Annotated in this window: 20 protein-coding genes; 10 read left to right on the top strand and 10 right to left on the bottom strand. The window is 69.9% G+C overall.

Going from position 1 to position 18,810, the window contains the following annotated elements:
* Positions 1 to 87 precede the first annotated feature (87 nt).
* On the top strand, positions 88 to 948 hold the full coding sequence (locus C1746_RS18455) for an SDR family oxidoreductase (RefSeq protein ID WP_116716252.1): 861 nt from the start codon (positions 88 to 90) through the stop codon (positions 946 to 948).
* A gap of 268 nt (positions 949 to 1,216) precedes the next feature.
* On the top strand, positions 1,217 to 1,696 hold the full coding sequence (locus C1746_RS18450; protein WP_205711988.1) for a DoxX family protein: 480 nt from the start codon (positions 1,217 to 1,219) through the stop codon (positions 1,694 to 1,696).
* A gap of 275 nt (positions 1,697 to 1,971) precedes the next feature.
* Here C1746_RS18450 and C1746_RS18445 read toward each other — a convergent pair whose 3' ends face one another.
* Complete coding sequence (locus tag C1746_RS18445; RefSeq protein WP_162867939.1) at positions 1,972 to 3,300, bottom strand: serine/threonine-protein kinase; 1,329 nt, start codon at positions 3,298 to 3,300, stop codon at positions 1,972 to 1,974.
* Complete coding sequence (locus tag C1746_RS22230; RefSeq protein WP_162867938.1) at positions 3,293 to 4,120, bottom strand: sulfite exporter TauE/SafE family protein; 828 nt, start codon at positions 4,118 to 4,120, stop codon at positions 3,293 to 3,295. Before C1746_RS22230 ends, C1746_RS18445 begins: the two co-directional genes overlap by 8 nt.
* 155 nt (positions 4,121 to 4,275) lie before the next feature.
* Between C1746_RS22230 and C1746_RS18435 the strand changes: the two genes are divergently transcribed.
* From C1746_RS18435 to C1746_RS18415, 5 genes are all read left to right on the top strand, one after another.
* Entirely contained in the window at positions 4,276 to 5,049 is a 774-nt protein-coding gene (locus C1746_RS18435) for an enoyl-CoA hydratase/isomerase family protein (RefSeq protein ID WP_116716249.1), read from the top strand.
* 94 nt (positions 5,050 to 5,143) lie between these two features.
* A complete protein-coding gene (locus C1746_RS18430) occupies positions 5,144 to 6,079 on the top strand; it encodes a class I SAM-dependent methyltransferase (RefSeq protein ID WP_116716248.1) in 936 nt (311 codons plus the stop codon).
* Positions 6,080 to 6,111: 32 nt separating this feature from the next.
* A complete protein-coding gene (locus C1746_RS18425) occupies positions 6,112 to 6,957 on the top strand; it encodes an acyltransferase (RefSeq protein WP_116716247.1) in 846 nt (281 codons plus the stop codon).
* A gap of 182 nt (positions 6,958 to 7,139) precedes the next feature.
* Positions 7,140 to 7,631 carry an LPXTG cell wall anchor domain-containing protein gene (locus C1746_RS18420; protein ID WP_162867937.1) on the top strand — a complete coding sequence of 164 codons (492 nt, stop codon included), beginning with the start codon at positions 7,140 to 7,142 and terminating at the stop codon, positions 7,629 to 7,631.
* 1 nt (position 7,632) lies between these two features.
* Complete coding sequence (locus C1746_RS18415; protein ID WP_116716245.1) at positions 7,633 to 8,379, top strand: GNAT family N-acetyltransferase; 747 nt, start codon at positions 7,633 to 7,635, stop codon at positions 8,377 to 8,379.
* Position 8,380: 1 nt separating this feature from the next.
* Here the strand turns inward: C1746_RS18415 and C1746_RS18410 are convergent, their stop codons facing one another.
* The 5 genes from C1746_RS18410 to C1746_RS22220 form a co-directional block, all read right to left on the bottom strand.
* Positions 8,381 to 9,622 (bottom strand): DUF3179 domain-containing protein, encoded by a 1,242-nt coding sequence (locus tag C1746_RS18410; RefSeq protein ID WP_205711987.1) that lies wholly within the window; start codon positions 9,620 to 9,622, stop codon positions 8,381 to 8,383.
* A 25-nt stretch (positions 9,623 to 9,647) separates the two neighbouring features.
* On the bottom strand, positions 9,648 to 10,871 hold the full coding sequence (locus C1746_RS22225) for a pre-peptidase C-terminal domain-containing protein (protein WP_162867936.1): 1,224 nt from the start codon (positions 10,869 to 10,871) through the stop codon (positions 9,648 to 9,650).
* Positions 10,872 to 11,030: 159 nt separating this feature from the next.
* On the bottom strand, positions 11,031 to 12,635 hold the full coding sequence (locus tag C1746_RS18395; RefSeq protein ID WP_116716242.1) for a 1,4-alpha-glucan branching protein domain-containing protein: 1,605 nt from the start codon (positions 12,633 to 12,635) through the stop codon (positions 11,031 to 11,033).
* A 5-nt stretch (positions 12,636 to 12,640) separates the two neighbouring features.
* Positions 12,641 to 13,426, bottom strand: a complete 786-nt coding sequence (locus C1746_RS18390; RefSeq protein WP_162867935.1) for a class I SAM-dependent methyltransferase — start codon at positions 13,424 to 13,426, stop codon at positions 12,641 to 12,643.
* Between the two features lie 118 nt (positions 13,427 to 13,544).
* Positions 13,545 to 14,018, bottom strand: coding sequence for a hypothetical protein (locus tag C1746_RS22220; RefSeq protein ID WP_162867934.1), 474 nt, complete (start codon positions 14,016 to 14,018; stop codon positions 13,545 to 13,547).
* Here C1746_RS22220 and C1746_RS22215 point away from each other — a divergent pair.
* The 3 genes from C1746_RS22215 to C1746_RS18375 all read left to right on the top strand — a co-directional run bounded on the left by C1746_RS22215 (position 14,017) and on the right by C1746_RS18375 (position 15,182).
* Positions 14,017 to 14,196 carry a hypothetical protein gene (locus C1746_RS22215; protein WP_162867933.1) on the top strand — a complete coding sequence of 60 codons (180 nt, stop codon included), beginning with the start codon at positions 14,017 to 14,019 and terminating at the stop codon, positions 14,194 to 14,196. The two genes, C1746_RS22220 and C1746_RS22215, sit on opposite strands and share 2 nt — an antisense overlap.
* 169 nt (positions 14,197 to 14,365) lie before the next feature.
* Positions 14,366 to 14,851 carry a hypothetical protein gene (locus tag C1746_RS18380; protein ID WP_116716239.1) on the top strand — a complete coding sequence of 162 codons (486 nt, stop codon included), beginning with the start codon at positions 14,366 to 14,368 and terminating at the stop codon, positions 14,849 to 14,851.
* A gap of 64 nt (positions 14,852 to 14,915) precedes the next feature.
* Entirely contained in the window at positions 14,916 to 15,182 is a 267-nt protein-coding gene (locus C1746_RS18375) for a hypothetical protein (RefSeq protein WP_116716238.1), read from the top strand.
* Positions 15,183 to 15,272: 90 nt separating this feature from the next.
* Here the strand turns inward: C1746_RS18375 and C1746_RS18370 are convergent, their stop codons facing one another.
* The 3 genes from C1746_RS18370 to C1746_RS18360 all read right to left on the bottom strand — a co-directional run.
* The gene (locus C1746_RS18370; RefSeq protein WP_162867932.1) at positions 15,273 to 16,394 is read right to left on the bottom strand and encodes a serpin family protein; all 1,122 of its coding nucleotides are present in this window, start codon (positions 16,392 to 16,394) and stop codon (positions 15,273 to 15,275) included.
* Positions 16,395 to 16,656: 262 nt separating this feature from the next.
* On the bottom strand, positions 16,657 to 17,229 hold the full coding sequence (locus C1746_RS18365) for an RNA polymerase sigma factor (protein ID WP_162867931.1): 573 nt from the start codon (positions 17,227 to 17,229) through the stop codon (positions 16,657 to 16,659).
* A gap of 161 nt (positions 17,230 to 17,390) precedes the next feature.
* Positions 17,391 to 18,810, bottom strand: a 1,420-nt coding sequence (locus C1746_RS18360; protein ID WP_116716235.1) for a vWA domain-containing protein, incomplete at its 5' end; no start/stop codon positions are given.

Below are 18,810 nucleotides of genomic sequence, written 5' to 3'. Positions count from 1 at the left end.
CTCCAGTCAGTTTGTCCTCCGCACGTTCTAGCTTGCCCAGCTGCGCTACGCCAGTTGAGGCGTGCAAGCGCTGGCACACTGTCGGCCATGCCGGTCATGGTCACGGGGGTCGAGGACGTCGTCGGCCGACGGGCTGTCGACCAGTTGCTGGCCGGTGGCGGTGAGGTCCGTGTGTTCATCCAGGCAGCGGCTCCCGAGGCCGGCCCGGCCGAGCAGGCTCGGGTCCATGAGCTCCGCGAGGACCTGCGGGCGTCGCGCTGCAAGGTGGCCCACGGGTTCTTGGACGATGAGGCGCACGTCGAGACGGCGCTCGAGCAGGTCCACACGGTCCTGCACCTGCTGGGTCGGCCGGGGGACGACCCGGACACCTACGTCGAACAGACCGCGACGGTCGTCGGCGCGGCGATCGGCGCCGGCTGCAAGCGGCTGGTGCTGCTGAGCGACCTGGCCGTGACCGACCCGGCTGGCCACCCGTGGCTGGAGGCGCTGGCCGAGGCCGAGGACATGGCCGCCGATGCCCCACTGGAGAGCGTCATCCTGCGGGCGGCCCTCACCGTCGACCCCGCGGATCGGCTGACCAGGGCACTGGCCGGCACCGCGGAGGGGACCCTGCCCGAGGAGGGCGAGCACTGGCCGATTCCGGCGGGCGCTGTTGCCGCCACCGCGGTGATGGCTGACGCGGAGCGTGACGTCGACACCTCCCTGCACGTCGTGGTGCCGCTGGCCGGGCCTGATCAGGTGCGGACCCGTGATCTGTCGGTGTACGCCACGTCGGTCGTGGAGGGCGGGGCGGCTGGTAGCGAGGCGGAGGGCCTGCCCAACGTGGGGGCGGGGTCGCCGGCGCCGCACGCTGATCGGCTGCTCGACCCCGAGGTTCGGTCGCTGCTGGCGCGTGTGGTCGGCCGCCCCGAGGACGCCATCGGCACGCAGATCGCCGGGTCATCGTGAATGCGCCCCCTCGGCCTGCCGTGGTCAGTCGGCCTGGTGTGGTCAGTCGGCCTGGCGCGGTCAGTCGGCCTGCCGTGGTCAGTCGGCCTGGCGTGGTCTGTCGGCTTGGTGTGGTCAGTCGGCCTGGTGTGGTCAGTCGGCTTGGTGTGGTCAGTCGGCCTGGTGTGGTCAAACTGCCTCCGGCGAACCCAGATCGGCCGCGAGGCGGAGGCAGGATGGCCCACTGGGCCGCAGCAGCACCGAGAAGCCCGACAACGGGGGAGGCGAATTGACCGCGAGTGGAGGCAAGACGGCCCAGCAGTCAGGCGGACTCCAGCCCCGCCGCGGTCGAACCACAGGCGATGCAGGTCCACCACCCTCCGGGCGTCCCCGACCCTCGTGGCGGGTTCTCGGCCTGGCCGCGCTGATGGGCGGAGCCGGCATCACCCACTTCCTGGCTCCGGCGGCCTACGACATGGTCATGCCACGAGCCATCCCGGAGGAGCTGCACCGCCCGCTGACGTACGGCTCGGGCGTGGTCGAGGTCCTCTGTGCTGGTCTGTTGCTGAACCGCAGGACCCGTCGGTTCGGGGGGACCCTCACTGCGGCGACGCTGATCGCGGTCTTCCCGGCCAACATCGACACCGTGCTGTCGGGTGGCCTACCGGTCGACGGCTGGTTGGGATCTCGGACGGCGGCGATCCTGCGCCTCCCCCTCCAGCTCCCGCTGATCTGGTGGGCGCTGCGGATCCGGCGCGACGGCGGCTGATCCAGGGTCCCGAACGACTCTCGGTACACGCCGTCAGGGTCCGGCCGACTCTCAGTAGACGCCGTCGTGATCCCGAACGACTCTCGGTACACGATCTCGGCCTAACCGTGAAGACGAGTGTGCCGAGAGTTGTACCTGGCCAGGTGGGAGCCGACTCTCAGCACATGGTCGCGGCCAGCGCTGCCCGGCGTGCACCGAGAGTGGGAGGCCCGGCCGCGGTGTACCGAGAGTCGACGGCCTCGGACGGCACCGCTCCCAGGGCTGTAGGCGCGCCGCTATCGAAGCCAGAGGCCGAGGGCGGCCAGCGCCACCACCACCAGCACCACGAGGACCGCGAGCACGATCCGCCTCACCTGCCGGTCAGCTCCGGGGGAGGGGGCCGGGACGTTGGTCGGCGGCAGTTGACCGGCGTGCTCCTGAGGGGCCACGGGGCCTGACCTGGCGGCACCAGCATCTCCGGCTCCCGCGACAGGATCGGTCGTCGAGGGGTACGGCTGCCCCGGCGACACCGGATCGGCACCCAGCGGGACCGGAGGAAGGTCTGCCGGCGCGGACTGTGGAAGGTCACCCAGCGGCACCGGGGGGAGGTCCGCCAGCGATGGAGGGGTCACCGACCCATCGCGCCTGACCCCATCGCGCCTGGCCCGATCGTCATCCTGGTGCCGTCGCTCGAGCTCAGCCGTCGTGTTGACGGCCGCGAGCGGCGGAGCAGGCTCCACGCGCGGCGCGCTCGCGCCAAGCCCCAGGGCCCGCGTCGCGTGGTCCACGAACTCCGTACAGGTCGCAAAGCGCTCCGACGGGTCCTTCGCCAGTGCCCGCCGGAACACGGCGTCGGCTGCCGCAGGCAACATCCCGCCGGACTGTTGTGAGATGGAGGGCGGATCCGCGGTCAGGTGGGCCTTGATCAGCGACAGCACCGAGTTCCCGGTCGGCCGGAACGCGTAGTCGCCGGTCAGGCACTCCCACATGACACAGGCCAACGAGTACTGGTCACTCGCCGGGACGGCCGCGGAGTTGATCTGCTCCGGCGACATGTACAGCAGGGTGCCCACGAACTGGCCGGTCTTGGTCAGCGTCGCCTGCGCCGAGGACTTGAGCAGCCCGAAGTCGGTCAGGTACACGTGCGGGCGCCGTCGTCGGCCGCCGTACCGCTCGGGCTCCCAGCCCTCCAACATGATGTTCGCCGGCTTGACATCGCGATGGGCCAGGCCGACCGCGCCGGCAGCGTCGAGCGCCGCCGCGATGGCCGCACAGATCAGCACGGTCTCGGCCGGCTCCAGCTTGCCGCCACGGTCGAAGAGGACCTGCTCGAGGTCGGGTCCGGTCACGTACGTCATCACCAGGTACGGGGCGCCCTCGTGCTCACCGGCGTCGAAGACGTTGATGATGTTGGGGTGGTCGAAGCGGGCGGCACCCTCGGCCTCGCGGAGGAAGCGCGCCCGGTAGGTCTCCTCGCCGACCAGCTGCGAGTTCAGCGTCTTGATCGCGACGCGCCGGTCGAGCTGTTCGTGATCGGCGGCGTAGACCACGCCGACCGCACCGCGGCCGGCCACGCTGCGGATCACGTACGGGCCGATTCGTGCGCCGGGGGCCAGGTCACTCACGGGCAACCCCCGCGGCAGCTGGCCGCTTGCGGATCAGGCGCACTCCCGAGACGACCAGCAGGCCGGCGAAGGCGATCTGCAACTCCCGCGCCGGGAGCAGCTGTGCCAGGCCGGCGCCGGCCAACCCGCCGAGGACCCCTCCGGCGCCGACCAGGAGGCCGATGGACCACCGGGTGTAGCCACGACGGGTGTGGCGCCACGCCCCGATCACGGCGGTCGGCACGATGACGGCCAGGGAGGTGCCCTGGGCCAGGTGCTGATCGAAGCCGAAGCCGATCACCATTGCCGGCACCATCACGATGCCGCCCCCCACACCCATCAGCGCACTCAGCAGGCCGGTGACCAGCCCGGTGACCGCGAGACCGACGATGGCCCCCGTGGTCACCGCCAGCGCGGCCTCCTCTGCCGCGCCGGTTCCCGAGGCCGACGCCACCAGTCGCGCGGCGACCAGGAGCATGAACCCGCCGAAGATCCGGCGGAGCGTCCCGGCGGGGATCCGGCTCATCACACCGGCACCTCCCACGGCTCCGAGGACCGCGCCGGCTGCCAGCGCGGCCGCTGCCGGCCAGGCCACGTCCCCCTCGGCGGCGAACGGGGCGAGCGCAGCGGGCGCGGTGACGATGATCGCGGCCAGGCTGGTCGCATGGGCCTGGTGTTGGGGCAGCCGTGCCAGCCAGACCAGGCCGGGCACCAGGATGACGCCCCCACCCACGCCGAAGAGCCCGGCGAGGACCCCGGCCACCACGCCGAGCAGGAGGGAACGGCTGCGGGACAGCGGGTTGTCGTGCTGCGCCGATGAGTCCTGGCTGAGCTGCTCCACGGTTCCTCGGGATCGTCCACCACTGCCGTCCAGGGGCCATGCTTGCACGCGGGCGCGTCTGCCCCAACCACCGCGGGATCGGCTGGCTGGGCCGTCGTCCTACACTGCACCCCCAACCAGCAGGGTCCCACCCACCAGATCTCGAGGAGTCGACCATGGGTGAGTTCGTTTCCGTCACGACCGACGACCACGGCGTCGCCACCATCCGCCTCGACCGTCCGCCGGTCAACGCCCTCAACTTCGAGGCCTGGGACGAGTTCGCCCAGGCCGGGACGCAGGTCACCGACGACGACGCCGTCAAGGCGGTTGTGATCTGGGGCGGTCCGAAGGTGTTCGCGGCGGGGGCCGACATCAAGGCGATGCGGCAGATGAGCTACCAGGTCGCGATCTCCCAGGCCCGCAAGCTGCAGGACGCCTTCGAGATCCTGTCGAGCATCCCCAAGGTCACCATCGCCGCGGTCAACGGCTATGCCCTTGGCGGCGGGTGTGAGCTGGCCATGACGGCCGACTTCCGCTACGCCGCCGATAACGCGAAGTTCGGGCAGCCCGAGATCAATCTGGGGCTGATACCTGGCGCTGGCGGCACCCAGCGGCTCACGCGACTCATCGGCCTGTCCGCAGCCAAGGAGTGGGTCTACGGCGGCGAGATGTACGACGCCCAGACCTGCGCCGAGCTGGGCCTGGTCGACCGGGTCTACCCCGCCGATGAGGTGTACGACCGAGCCATCGAGGCTGCCCGCCGGTACGCCGCCGGGCCCTTCGCCCTCCGCCTGGCCAAGAAGGCCATCGACGAGGGGTACGCCCTGGACCTCTCTGCCGCCTTGCGCCTGGAGACCGAGCTCTTCGCCTCCTGCTTCGCCACCGAGGATCAGAAGATCGGGATGGACGCCTTCATCGAGAAGGGGACGGCGACGTTCACCCAGCAGTGACGTCCACCCAGCAGTGACGTCCACCCAGCAGTAGGGCCACCCCAGCTGCACCGGCCATCACGCCGCACCACACCCCACCGCAGGAGCCGAATCCATGTCCGCCCACGTCATCCCGCAGGACCGCGAGCCACTCGACCCGAAGCTGGCCAACATCGTCTACCACGACTGGGAGGCCGATTCCTACGACGAGAAGTGGTCGATCAGCTACGACGACCGCTGCGTCGAGTACGCGGTGGGCCGATTTGCGAAGGCGCTGGGCGGTACGCCACGACACTTCGAGATGGTGCTCGAGGTTGGCGCGGGCACCGGCTTCTTCCTGCTCAACGTCGCCCAGGCCGGCTACATCGGCCAAGCATTCGCAACCGACATCTCCGAGCAGATGGTCAAGACCTGCGTCGCCAACGGCCGCCGGCTGGGCATCGACGTCATCGGGGAGGCCTGCGAAGCCGAGTCGCTCCCGTTCCCGGACAACTCCTTCGACCTGGTCATGGGCCACGCGTTCATCCATCACGTCCCTGACCTCGAGACGGCCTTCAGCGAGTTCCACCGGGTCCTCAAGCCCGGCGGTCGGCTGATCATCGCCGGCGAGCCGACGCTCCTGGGTGATGCGATCGCGAGCCACTTCAAGCGCCTCACGCGCCTCGGGATCAAGGCGGCCGCGGCCACGTTGGGGCGCGAGCGGGTCCTGGCCACCGCGCACCACGCCCCCGAGGACGCCGAGGCGGCGGCGCTCGAGGCCCACGTCGACCTCCACATCTTCACCCCGGTCGAGCTCGAGCGGTTGGCTCTCGGCTGCAACTTCACGGAGGTCGAGACCTTCACGGAGGAGTTGACGGCCAACTGGTTCGGTTGGGTCACCCGGACGGCTGAGGCCATGCTGGCCGAGGGGATCGTGCCCGATGGCTACCGCCTGGTCGCCTACCGGATCTGGAAGTCGCTGTTCTGGCTGGACAACGCCGTCCTGACCCGCCTGCTGCCGAAGGACATCTTCTACAACGCGATCCTCACCGCGGTTCGTCCGCTCCGCTAGCGCCGACCTGCACAACCGACCAGACAGGCCCGATGAGCACACCGCCCGACACGACACCAGAGCAGGTACTGGCTACCGTGCAGGAGGCCGCCCGGGCTCACGCCGAGGTGGCCGCCAAGCGCGACGTGGCCCGGGCCGTGACCCAGCGAGCTGCCCTGCTCGGTGCGGACCACCAGGTGCCGGGAGCGGTCGTCCCGGCCCTGCCACGACCGCAGCGGTGGGGCATCCGTCGCACCATCGAGTTCGCCCGGGCCCGACGCATGTACACCCCCGAGTACCTGGCGCTGTACGCCCGCTATCTGTGGCAACGCGCCCGAAACCCCCACGTCGTCATGCCCGGCATGGTCTTCTTCGGCCGTGGGGTCGAGTTGAAGGCCCGCCGCGGCCACGGGAACCTGGAGCTGGGCCCCTGGTGCTGGATCGGCAACACCAACAAGCTGCGGGCCCACGAGGGCAACCTCCGCCTGGGGCCGAAGGTCGTCATGGGACGCGACAACGTCATCAACACCTACCTCGACATCGAGATCGGGACCAACGCGCTGCTGGGTGACTGGATCTACGTCTGCGACTTCGACCACGTCTACGAGCGGCTGGACATCCCCATCAAGTCCCAGGGCCTGGTCAAGACCCCCGTCCGCATCGGCGCCGATGTCTGGGTCGGTGAGAAGGCATCGATCCTCCGGGGCGCCGACGTCGGCTCCGGGTCGGTCATCGCCAGTCAGGCGCTGGTCAAGGGGCCGATCCCACCCTTCTCGATCGTGGTCGGCACACCAGCCCGGGTGATCCGCTCCCGGCTGCCTGCCGGCATGACCGTGGAGGAGGGGTTGGCCCTCCAACGTGCCGGACATCCCATTCCCGGCGATCCGCTGGACGTCTGAGTCTGCTCGCCCGTCCATCAGCGCAGTGCCTCTTGTGGTGCGATCCGCAGAGCCTGTACCGTGGTGGACCTTCCCCCGACACCTCCGAGCTATTCGGTAGGCTCATACGGGTTGTCCTGTGCCCACACACCTGAGGTGTGCGAGTGGCAGCCAGCGCCAGACCAGCCAGACTGGATCCGATCATGAAGAAGCTCCTGCTCGTCGTCGCCGTCGCTGCTCTTGCGGTGCTGATGGCCGTGCCGGCCAGCGCGCAGTACCCACCGCCCGTGGGCGTTCCCGGCGACATCGATGGTGACGGCATCCCGGACACCGAGGACGACGATGCGGACGGCGACGGCATCCCCAACGCCCAGGACCCTGACGCGGACGGCAACGGCGTACCGGACACCGAGCAGCCGGACAGCGACGGAGACGGCCTGATCGACGTGCTCGATGGCACCGACGACAACGACACCGGTGGCGACGTCGACGGTGACGATGACGGTGACGGTGCGGCTGGTGGCGATGACGGTGCGGCTGGTGGCGACACTGGATCGCCGCAGCCGGGTGACAGCGGGTTGGCCACGACGGGTATCGACTCCGCGACGATCGCCATGGTCGCAGCCACGCTGCTGCTGATCGGTACCGTCCTCGTGGTCGGCTACCGCCGCCGCGGGACAGCGGCCGCAGCATGACGTGAAGCGACGGACTCCGAAGGACGTCACCGAGCTCACCGCGAAGGGCGACCAACGGATCTGGGTGCGTCCGATCCGTGAGGATGATCGTGCCCAACTGCTGGACGGCTGGAGTCGGCTGTCGGAGCGCTCCCGCTACATGCGGTTCCACAGCCCCGTCAAGACGCTGTCAGAGGCGACGCTCGACTATCTGCTGAACATCGACCACCACGACCACGAGGCGCTGGTCGCGCTGGACCCCGACGCGCCGGATGAGCCGGGGGTCGGCGTGGCTCGCTACATCCGCCTGGAGGAGGACCCGACGATCGCCGAGGCTGCGATCACCGTCATCGACGAGTACCAGGGACGTGGTATCGGGACCGCGCTGATCGGCATGTTGGAGCAGTTGGCCCACGCGCGCGGCATCCGCACGTTCCGCAACTACGTCCTGGCGGAGAACCGGACCATGCTGGAGATCTTCCGCCAGCTGGACGGTGAGATCCAGCCTGAGGGCTCCACTGTGTTCCGCGTCGACGTGCCCGTGCGAGGCCCGGAGGAGGCGCAGCCTGACACGCCGGCCGGCCGCTGGGTCGCCTCGGTTGGACGTCAGACGGAGTCCGAGGCCGACGAGTGGGCCTACCCGTTGCTGTGGCTGTATCGGAAGGTGGCGGACATCGGTGAGGTGGTCGCCGATGCCAGTCCCTCACGGTTGCTGAAGGGCTGGGCGGAGGATCAACTGCGGCAACGGGGGTCCGACGAGGAGGAGTAGCTCACCGGGTGACGAGCCGCGTCTCGGGGCGGAACGCGAACTGCACGAACCAGAAGGTGTCGTCGCTGGGCAGGCGCGTGAGTTGTGACCCGGCGAGGCTGCCGCTCGTCGCCTGACCCAGCACGTTCCAGGTCGAGCCCGTCTCGACGTCGGTGAAGTCCTGATCGTCACCTGGTTCGAACGTGAGCGTCCGGCCGTCCACGACGCGGACGAACACACCGGTGGCTCCGACATCGGTGCCCTCGGCGATGGCCCGACTGTCGAGCGCGCTGCTCGTTCCCGGTGTCCACCACGCCACCACTGGTTGACCGGCGATGTCGGTGTTGATGGCCAGCTCGGAGCGGAGTGCGTCCAGTGGCACAGCCGTGGGGTCCTCCGCGCCTCCGGTGGCGACGACCCGGGCCATCTGGGGCAGCGTGTCGTCGGTGGGACCGGAGAACAGGAACGGGTCGGCGGAGCTGTCATACCCGACGTACGGGTTGGTCCCGTAGTCACGTGAGTGGCCCGTGTCGCGGCTCAACACATCTCCGTCGGGATGTGCCGCGATGAAGTCCTGCCACGCGACGAGGCCGAGGGGGAGCCGCTCCAACTCCTCCTCGATCAGTGGTCCGGTGACGGCCTGACCGGTGAACTGGGACCACAGCGATTGGGTCTGGCGGTCGTACATGATCAGGTTGGACTGGAAGAGCCGGCCGGAGGTGCCGAAGTCGAGGGTCTCGCCTCGGATCGTCGGGTCGAAGGCCAACCCGGAGTTGCACAGCGGGCAGTACGTCACCAGGACGGGTTGACCGGCCAGCACGTCGTTGACGATCTCGTGGAAGGTCAGGATCTGGATGGGATAGGCGCGAGCGGTCCCGTCGATCTCGAGGACGAGGACGGGTTCCTGATCTTCCAACCACTCATCGGCCTCGGCGATGCTGGTGTACTGCGGCTGGTCGATCGGCGGGATGCCATCCGGTGGAGGTCCGCCGGGGATGATCTCGTCCAGACTGATGAGCGACGGCGCATCCGGGTTCCCGTCAGGCTCCCAGAAGAACGGCTCGGCCGGGGGCAGTCCATCCGGCTGCGGAGTCGCCTCGTCAGCCGCGGTCTCGCCGCCCGTCGACCCATCGTCCTCAGCTGGGACGCCGGCTTGCTCGGCCTCGCCCTCACCATCCGCGGTGCCGCAAGCGGCGACGACGAGGGCGAGGGCCATCAGCAGGGGGACGAGGTGGCGAGCACGATGGAGTGAGGAGATGGTCACACCCGCCCGAACGGACGGCCTCGACCTACAGTTCCGCCAGGCTGATCGAGTACCGGCCGTACCGGGTCCCGAAGGAGGTCACCACCACGGTGTAGGTGCCGTCGGCCGGGATGGTGAACTCGAGCAGCGAGTCGAGTCCATCTCCGCCGTCATCGTCACGGGCGATCTCGTTCCCCGCGTCGTCCTCGATGAAGACGATCGGGTCCATCATGTCGTCCACGCTGCGGACGTTGATGACGATCTGTTGTCCGGCGGTGCCGACGTAGTCATAGGCGATCTCCTGCACGGACTCGGTGATCTCATCCGTCGCAGTCAGCACCGAGGGGAACTCGAGCGTGATCTCGAATGGGCCGGTGCTGGTCGAGAAGCCGGCCGCCTCGACCCGGTACTCACCGGTCGTGGGGAGGGCGCTCATGATCTGGGCATCTCGAACGGACGGCAGCGCGTCGTTGCGGGCGTCGTCGTTGCGGGCGAGTTCTGAGCCATCCGGAGCGAACAGCGTCAGGACCGGGTCCAGACCGTCCAGGCCGATCATGGTCAGCAGGATCTCCTGGCCCGACTCGCCGTCGAAGAAGAAGTCGACGGTGTCGCCGCCGGCTGCGATCTCACCGGTCGCCGCCTCGTTCATCGCCATGGACTGGCCGCCCCCAGGGGGTGGCGGCGGTGGCGGTGGCGGTGGTGGGGGAGGAGGTGGCGGTAGTGGAGGTGGAGGAGGTGGTGACGAGTCAGCGCCACCACCGGGCTCCGGTGGGGCCGCCGGCATGGTTCCGGCCGGGTCGGGACCGCCGGTGGCCGGTGTCTCGCTGCCCGGTCCGTCCGATGTCGCGGGGGTTGGTGTTGCGGCCGGTGTCGCGGGGTCGGTCGGTTCGTCTGAGGGCGGTGCGATCGTCGTGGGCGTGGCCTGGATCGCAACGGCGCCGTCATCGTCGCCGCTGATCAGCAGGAACCCACCGACGGCACCGCCGAGGATGAGCACTCCCGCGATGATCCCGACGATCAGCGGTGCCTTGCTCTTCTTCGGGGGACCGCCGAAGCCGCCGGGGGGAGGTCCGCCGTAGCCCGGTGGACCGCCGTAGCCGCCGGGGGGTGGGCCGCCGTAGCCGCCCGGGGGTTGGCCGCCGTAGCCGCCCGGGGGTGGGCCGCCGTAGCCGCCGGGTGGTTGGCCGCCTTGCGGGGGGAAGGGTTGTGTCGGGTTCGGCTGCTGGTACCCCCCGGGGCCGCCCAGAGGTGGAGGTGGCTGGTCTGACACTGACGACGTCCTGTCTGTCGCGGATGGCCTGCTCGGGCGGCAGGCCGCATCTCATCGGCCGGTCAGACCCTCATCTGACCGGTGCCAACCCTGCACGACGACGATCATGACGGCAAGCCACCTCGCCGATCTGTACGCAATTCGTCAGTCCCGGATGCATCAGGCGGGCCGTGTGTGAGAGGCGGGGGGTGTGTGGGCCGCCGCCAGGTCCGTATCAGGGTCCAGCGTCCCACGGCAGGCCTGCTCGAAGCGGGCCAGGTGGGTCTTCACGCGCTCGACGGCGTACTGTGCCGACTGCTCTCGGGCGATCATGAACGGCCAGTCCGACGCCTGGAGCAAGGTCAGTTGCCGCCACGCCGCCCGCCGGCTGGGTCCACCCGGGAGCATGGAGAAGCGCTCCTCCGCCCGCCGGATCTCCCGCCAGATCCAGCGAGTCTCCTCCGTCACCCAGGCGGCGTGGCCCTTGCCCCAGCCCCAGGAGGACTCGGGCAGCGCCAGGGATGTGGACGGCGGATGCTGACGAAGGGAGGACGCCAGGGTGGTCGTGCCGACATCGGCCTGCGCCGCCAACCCGCGGACCACGGCATCCAGCCACTGCGGTCCCTCATACCACCAGTGGCCGAAGAGCTCGGTGTCGTAGGCGGCCACCACACAGGTGTCGTCCGGCCGGGGCGCGATGTGCTCGCTGAGCAGTCCGATGAAGTCGGCGGCGTGGTCAGCCACCCGGGCGGTCGCGGCAGCAGGGTCGTAGGGCTCCTTGATCAGGCTCGTGGTGTCGGTGACCCGCCAGGACTTGTAGCCGCCCTCCATGTCGATGGCGTGGAAGTCCCGGTACCAGACGTCGGCGGGGTAGCCACCGGTCGGGTTCCACACGGCGTAGGCCACCGCCAGATTCCGGCCGAAGGCCGCGACGTCGGAGTCGCCGATCAGCACGGGCCGGTCCAGCACGTCCATGGGTGTCCCGACGCGGGGCAGGTCACGAGCGGTGGACCCCCAGTCAGTGGGCGGTGCGCCGGCTGCCCGTGCCAGCGTCGGCCCGTCCAGTACCAGGTGGGAGACCCCCGCCTCGGCCCAGAAGGCCTCGATCCCTGGCAGGTCGGTGGTGCTGACCGGCAGCGTGGGCGTTCCGTCGTCGGCGACGTGGAGCGGGATCTCCGACGGATCGGCGACCCGGCCGGCGGGCCGATAGCCACACTCGGGTGTCCAGACACCCGTCGGGCGGATCCCGGTGAGGGACTGCGTGATGGCCAGACCGTCGGCGATCTGGCCACGGATGAGCGCCGGGTCGGTCATCAACGGCAGGTACGGGTGCGTCGCCGGTCCGCCGAGCAGTTGGATGACACCCCGCCGGGCCAGACGCGCGAACGGCTCCACCAGACCCGTGTCGAGCAGTCCGCCCTCCAGCTGCTCGAGCAGCTGCGCCTGTCGCTGCCAGTGGTGTTCCCAGACGGGGCCCAGGGTCGCCTTGTCGCTGGCTGGTGCGGCCGACATGGTCCAGCGCAGGTCGAGCTGCCGTCGGCCCAGCCAGCCGTGGAACTCCTCCATGAGGTACGGGTCGGCCATCTGCTCGGCCAGCACCGGGGTGATCCCCAACGTCACCACGTCGGTGAAGCCGTCGTCGGCCAACCCGTCGAGCACTCGGATCAGGGGCAGGTAGGACTCCGACCACGATTGGAACAGCCACTCCTCCCCGACGGGGAAGACGCCGTGCTGCCGCAGCCAGGGCAGGTGGCTGTGCAGCACGAAGGCGAGTGATCCCGGCATCCAGGTCAGCCGTTCCTGGCCACGACGAGCAGGTCGAGCGAGGCGTCGATGTGGGTCCGCCGCAGGACGAAGCTGCGTGGGGTGATCCGCCGCACCGTGGCGTGGAGCCACGCCGGCCACTGCTCGACGGGTGTCACGAGCCGGTCGACGAAGGGACTGGCCGTGTCGGGCGTGCGGTCGTCACCCGCGATGCGCAGGAGCCGGTCGAGGGCGCGCAGGCGGGCGCCGTGATGGACGCCGAGGACCTGCTCGACGGTGAACGCACCCAGCGTCCGCAGGCGATCGATGAGTTCTGCGGCCGTGAACTCCTCGACGTGGAAGACGTTGGTCGGATCGGCACCGTGGTCATCGTGCGGGCTGAAGGTCAGGCGGTTGGGCGTGGCGACGATCAGCTCCCCGCCAGGCCGCAGGATCCGGCTGACCTCCCCCAGGAATCGCGGGACGTCGGGGAGGTGCTCGATGACCTGCAGGTTGACGACGATGTCGACGCTGGACGAGGGGAGCCCGGTGTCACAGATGTCGGCTTCGAGGACGGGCTGGTCGGGGTAGGCCCGGCGGACGTGGTCGACCACAGGTGCGACCAACTCGATCCCGGTGACGGAGGCGGCCCGTCGGGCCAGGATCGGGAGGCCGTAGCCCTCGCCGCACCCTGCGTCGACGACGACCCGGTCTCGGCACCGTGTGGCGGCCCACTCGTAGGCGATGACGTGACGCTGGAACCAGTAGTTCTCGGCCTCGACCCCAGGCACGGTTCGTTCACCGGTGATCGGGAGGTGCGGCGCCGAGGTCATGGTCGCCCGAGCGTAGTGGGCCACGGGGCCGTGTCGTGGCCCCCTCGCCGTGGGGAGGGTTGGCGCGTGCCTGGGGAGGGATTCGCGGATGGGACGGTCAGGCTCTCCGCTGGGGCGCTCAGGCTCCCCGCTGGCCGGCCAGGGCACGGCGGACCCCCGCGACCAGGTCGTGGACCTGGCCCGCGCGCGAGAGCGCGAGCGCGGCCGGCTCCACGCTGATCGGTCCACCACGCTCCTGCTGCCCCAGCGTCTGCTCGGCCACCACCTCGGCCAGTTGGGCTCGACCCTCCTCATCCATCCCCCTGATCGCCTGGCGCAGGGCGGTCACACACGCGTCGGCCGTTGCCAGCTCCCGCTGCCGGGCCGGTGACCCGTTTCCGAACTCGACCGAGACCCGAGCTCGGAACGGCCCGTGCTCCCAGGGCACGAGTCCTCCGGTGGTTGCCGCAACCAGACGTCGGATGGACTCCCACGCCTGGACGGCCGTCTCCGTCGCAACGTCCTCGGCAGCCGCCACGACCGGATCAGCCTCGCGGATGGCGGCGAGCGGCCCCTCCGTAGGTGCCGCGGAGGGGGCCGCAACCTCCTCCATGCGGCGGCGGGCAGCGTGGCGCAGCGAGGCCCGCTGCACCGGGCAGACCAGCGACGCCGCTCGAGGGGCGGCGACCGAGGACACGCTGCTCGAGCCCGGCTTCGAGGAGTCGGAGTCCGCCGTCGAGCGGCTGGTGCCGGACCACCTGACCGATGAGGCCCTCTCAGCGGTCCCGTAGGAGCGGCCGGCGCCCCGGTCGGGTGCGCGATCGTAGACTTCCTCGCCCCGGGCCGAACAACTCCACGATCGCACACCACACACGAACCGGATAGGCCCTTCGGGACGTACCCCAGACGAGGTCGTCAGAGCCCACCCGACAGACGAACCGCCACGGAGAAGGGAACGTCATGCCACAGCTCACCATGGGGACCGAGAGCGTCAGCGAGGAGGTCAACCGCTACACCAACCAGGCCGGGTCGGTCGCCGGCACCCGCGCCGAGGTCCAAGCCATCATCGAGGAGGTCGAGGGGCTGCTGGCCCAGGCCCAGGCCACCGAGCCGCGCTTGAACGCCGCCCTCGACACACTGGGCCAGGACACCGCCAGCACCCTCACGGCAACCGACGGGGCCGAGTGGACCGGGGCCAGCTCCGACCGCTTCCGCGGCGCCACCGGCGAGTTGGTCGGCTCCATCGACCGCACCCGCGCCGCCATGGCCGAGGCCTACGCCGAGTTCCGCGGCGCCGCCGACAACCTCAACGCCTCACTGCAGGAAGTCGGGCGGCAGTTCGACACCACGTCGGCCCAGGCCGAGGAGGCGACTCGCGAGTACGGGCAGGTGCTCCTGGGGCACTTGGGCGACACCGAAGCACTGTTCGGCAGCGGCATCTCCTGATCCGCCGACCCGACGCCACCGGCACACGCCGACCGAAGGTCAATTCCAGCGCGCCGCCGCACTCTTGGACGACGCCAGCGTCCGCAGCCGGTCCATCATGGGGCCGGTCAGCGCCGCCATGGGTCCAGAGGTGCTCAGCGGCGGCGCGCTGACTGCCTCGGTGGAGCAGGTCATCGACGACAGCGACGCCGACGCCAGCGCCCTCTCCCGGGAGCTGGCCGTTGCTGCCGCCGCCGCAGCAGATCACGCGGCAGCGGGCTCACAGCAGGACGCACCGGGTTGTTGCTGCGTCCTCAGCCGGACGCTGGTGACGTGTTCAGGATGCGCGTGAAGGCCAACGGGCCGTTGCCTCCGGGCCGAGGCTTCATGGTGAACGGCGGCGTCGCCGAGCTGGCTCACGTGGCCTCGACCGATGAAGCGCTCACTCCGTCGTCGACGTTAGCTGCCCCAAGAACAGGATCGCCCCACTGGGCTGATGTCTGACCGCGTACAGGAATGGTCGGTCTGCCCGGACCGTGATCTCGGGCTCGGGGGGACCGGACTCCTCGAACATCAACGCCGTGGCCGCCGCGGCGACGGTTCCGGCTTCGTCTACCTGGATGTCGGCTGTGTGGATCGCCCCGGTGAGCGCGATGCCGTCTGCGATGCCCGGGTAGTCGCCGGAGAAGATGTTGGAGAATCCGAGGTCCTCGCTGATCATCGTCGCCAGGTTGACCGGTGTTGTTGTGGAGAAGACGGGCAGGTACAGATCAATGGCCCGCGGAGTGCCACCGGCGTCTATCTCCTCCAGCAGGCCCTCGGCAAGCCGGTCCCGGACCGCGCCGAACGCGCCGTCATCGGGCACGATCAGCAACATCGACAGCTCCCCGCCGGCGTAGGGCACCTCGGCTGCGACATAGTCGCCACCATCGACTGCAGGCCCGAACGCCTCGGCGTCGTGCATGAGCTGTACCGGCGACTCGGTCCCCGCCAGGTCTGTGAACGGCTGAGCGGTGGTTGCGTACTTGCCACCGAAGGGGCGCTCCCACGCCGCCTCGAGGTACAGCGCATTAACGAGGACCAGGATGCTCTGCCGGGTGATGGCGCCGCGCGGGAGCAGCTCCGGGATCACGTCTCGGGTGCGCTCTCCCACATAGCGGTTGATCACCTGGCGTGACCCGTCTGGGTCCGCTTGTAGGGGGAGCGGTTGTGCGAGGGCGCCGAACCAGGTGGCGATGGCGTCGCTGAAGGTGGGGATCGGGTCGAAGGACTCGTCGGGGAACTGCCGATTGGCAATCACCACCACGGGGTCGGGCGGCGGCCCCTCGCTCGGCCCGTTGAGTATGCCTTCCCCGTCGGCGGTGATGTCCTGCAGGAGGGTGTTGAAGGCTGACAGTTGCGCGTCGTCGGTGAGGCCGCCTGAGGCATCAGGGCCGAAGCCGAACAGCCTCGCGAGATCACCCCCGGACATCTCTCCGGCTCCGACATCAGCCATGCCGAAGGCCACGCCGATGGACAGGGGTGAGATGACTCCCGAATCCTGGTAATCCAAGGACAGGAACATGCTGATTCCCGCCTGGTTGAGCCCTCTCGCTAGCGTTGCTGCGCTCTGTGAGTCCGGATCTGGGCGGGTGTTACCTGGTTCCTCAGCGACGGTCGGTTGCGCTCCTGTGCCCGAGTCGCTGGTCGGCCGGCCTGCCCCCGACTCCGTCGCCGCACAGGCGCTGATCATCAGTAGGGTCACAAGAAGGCCAGCCAGATGTCGCATGCCAGGTCCGACGTCGCCGGGAGCGGGATGGTTCCGGTCCTTGTCGTTCCCTCCGGCGTCAGGACAGGACGTCGTGAAGGTGTCTCAGACGCTCAGCCAGCCGCCGGTGCGCCCGGTGCGTCCGTGACTTGACCGTTCCCAGCGGGATCTCCAGTCGTGTGGCGATCTCGCCGTGCGTCAGCTGCTCGAAGTGGGACAGGTACAGGGCCACTCGCTCGTCGTCGGGGAGATCGGCCAGGGCCCGTCTCACCTCCCACGCCATCCAGGCATCCTCCACGCCCGGCGGCTCGATGGCCACGTCGGTCTCGGGCGCGTGATCCCCGCGCGTAGGCCGGAACTCGCGTCGGTGGACGTCGATGGCGGTGCGGCGGGCGATCGTGAACAGCCAGGGAGCCAGTGCTCGGTCCTGGTTGAAGGAGTCGGCGCTGCGCCAGGCCCGGACGAAGGTCTCGGTGGTCGCGTCCTCGGTCAGCATCCGGTCGCGCAGCACCCGCATGATGACGGTCCAGACCGCTCGGGCGTAGTGGCGGTAGATCTCAGCCAAGGCATCCGGGTCGCCCCGGCGGAATCGGCGGATGGTCCCCGGATCGACGTCGCAGGCGTGTGGCCGTTGGCGGACGTGGGTCGTCACACCCCTCCCTACGCACGGCGCGGGGAATCGGTTCGCGATTGATCGGAACCGGCCCCGACGACGGGCGGACGCGGTCCCTGCACCAGCAGTGCCGTCCAGCGTAGTGGCAGGTGGCGGACGGACCCTGGGTCCTGACCCCCGGCGGGGGACCGGGCTGAGGGCTACACGCTGTTGGTGACCAGCTCCATGAGCCGGTCCACCTCGGGTGTGTTGAACGCCCGGCGCAGCTCCTCGACCTCGTCACGCAGCAGACGTCCATCACGTGGGGCGTACGGCGAGTTGCGCAGGTACTCAGCCCAGGCGCCGACCGTCGCGGCAAGGCGGAACGAGACCGGGGCGTCGCGCCAGTCCCGGGTGATGTTGGCCGCGGTCACGTCGTGGGCGCGCTCCCGAGCGGCGCCGTCGGCCGGGTCCAGCCACCGCAGTTGCACGGTGGCGAGCGGGTTGCCGGTGTTGCGGCCGGCGAGCTGCAGCTCGTACAGCGCCGTCACGGTGTGCCCGGCCACGAGCTCACCGGCGTCGATGTCGTCGTTGCGGAAGTCCTCGTCCGCGATGTCCCGGTTCTCGTAGCCGAGCAGCCGATACGCCACGACCTGGTCCCGGTCGAAGACCACCTGGGCGCGGGCCTCCCGGGCGATGGCGGGCTGGGTGGCGACCAGGTCGGTCCGGAACAACGTGTCGGCCTCCTGCAGGCTGTCGACGTAGGCGTAGAACCCATCGCCCTGGTCAGCCAGCTGCTCCATCAGCGGGTCGTTGAAGCCATCGAGCCCGAACCCGACCGTCACCAACTCGATGCCCTCCGAGGCGGCCTGCTGCGCCGTGTCGAGGATCCGCTCCGGAGAGGTGTTGCCCACATTGGCGATGCCGTCGGAGGTCAGGATCACGCGGGTCGTCCGGTCGTCCCCAGCCAGACCACGCGCGATCTGGTAGCCCAGGTCCAGGCCCGCCTCGAGATTCGTCGACCCCCCGATCTGCAGGGACGAGATGCCCTCCAGGATGCTCGCGCGGTTGCTCGCGTCCGTGGCGTCGAGGACCGCTCGGGCGCCGGTGGAGTACGTCACGATGGCCACGTCGTCACCGGGTTCCAGTTCGACGGCCAGAGTGCGCAGCGCGTCCTGCACCAGCGGCAGGTGGTCGGCCATGCTGCCCGAGGTGTCCACCACGAAGACCAGGCTGGCGGGGCCTCGCTCGTCGACCTGGGGTGTGGACAGGCCGATGCGCAGCAGGGCGTTGTCCGGATCGCTCGTGAACGGCGACGGCGCCAGGTCGGTGCTGACCGTGAACGTCTCGCTGGCGTCGGCGTCGTAGCCGTAGTCCTGCGCGTTGACGAACTCCTCCACGCGGACCTGATCAGCCTGCGGGAACCGGCCCGACTCGATGGCCGCCGCGGCCAGGTCGAAGGAGCCCGAGTCGACGTCCAAGCCGAACGTCGAGAGGTCGTCCTCGGCCGTGTCGACGAAGGGGTTGATGCCGTCGGGCGGTCGGATCGGCTCCGGCTCGGGTTCGGGGAGCGGCGGGACGTAGGCGTCCAGTGGCGAGTCGGCCTGCGCGACTGCGTCGGCGCCCGCGACTGCGTCGGCG

This window comes from Euzebya tangerina (genome assembly GCF_003074135.1).
Taxonomy (GTDB): domain Bacteria; phylum Actinomycetota; class Nitriliruptoria; order Euzebyales; family Euzebyaceae; genus Euzebya; species Euzebya tangerina.
This window is presented reverse-complemented; position numbering and strand designations above follow the sequence as displayed.

Bases quoted from the DNA above. Each gene is read 5' to 3' on its own strand.
- C1746_RS18455 (WP_116716252.1), top strand. From the start codon at position 88: ATGCCGGTCATGGTCACGGGGGTCGAGGACGTCGTCGGCCGACGGGCT.
- C1746_RS18435 (WP_116716249.1), top strand. From the start codon at position 4,276: ATGGGTGAGTTCGTTTCCGTCACGACCGACGACCACGGCGTCGCCACC.
- C1746_RS18430 (WP_116716248.1), top strand. From the start codon at position 5,144: ATGTCCGCCCACGTCATCCCGCAGGACCGCGAGCCACTCGACCCGAAG.
- C1746_RS18425 (WP_116716247.1), top strand. From the start codon at position 6,112: ATGAGCACACCGCCCGACACGACACCAGAGCAGGTACTGGCTACCGTG.
- C1746_RS18420 (WP_162867937.1), top strand. From the start codon at position 7,140: ATGAAGAAGCTCCTGCTCGTCGTCGCCGTCGCTGCTCTTGCGGTGCTG.
- C1746_RS18395 (WP_116716242.1), bottom strand. From the start codon at position 12,635: ATGCCGGGATCACTCGCCTTCGTGCTGCACAGCCACCTGCCCTGGCTG.
- C1746_RS18390 (WP_162867935.1), bottom strand. From the start codon at position 13,426: ATGACCTCGGCGCCGCACCTCCCGATCACCGGTGAACGAACCGTGCCT.
- C1746_RS22215 (WP_162867933.1), top strand. From the start codon at position 14,017: ATGCGGCGGCGGGCAGCGTGGCGCAGCGAGGCCCGCTGCACCGGGCAG.
- C1746_RS22220 (WP_162867934.1), bottom strand. From the start codon at position 14,018: ATGGAGGAGGTTGCGGCCCCCTCCGCGGCACCTACGGAGGGGCCGCTC.
- C1746_RS18380 (WP_116716239.1), top strand. From the start codon at position 14,366: ATGCCACAGCTCACCATGGGGACCGAGAGCGTCAGCGAGGAGGTCAAC.
- C1746_RS18370 (WP_162867932.1), bottom strand. From the start codon at position 16,394: ATGTTCCTGTCCTTGGATTACCAGGATTCGGGAGTCATCTCACCCCTG.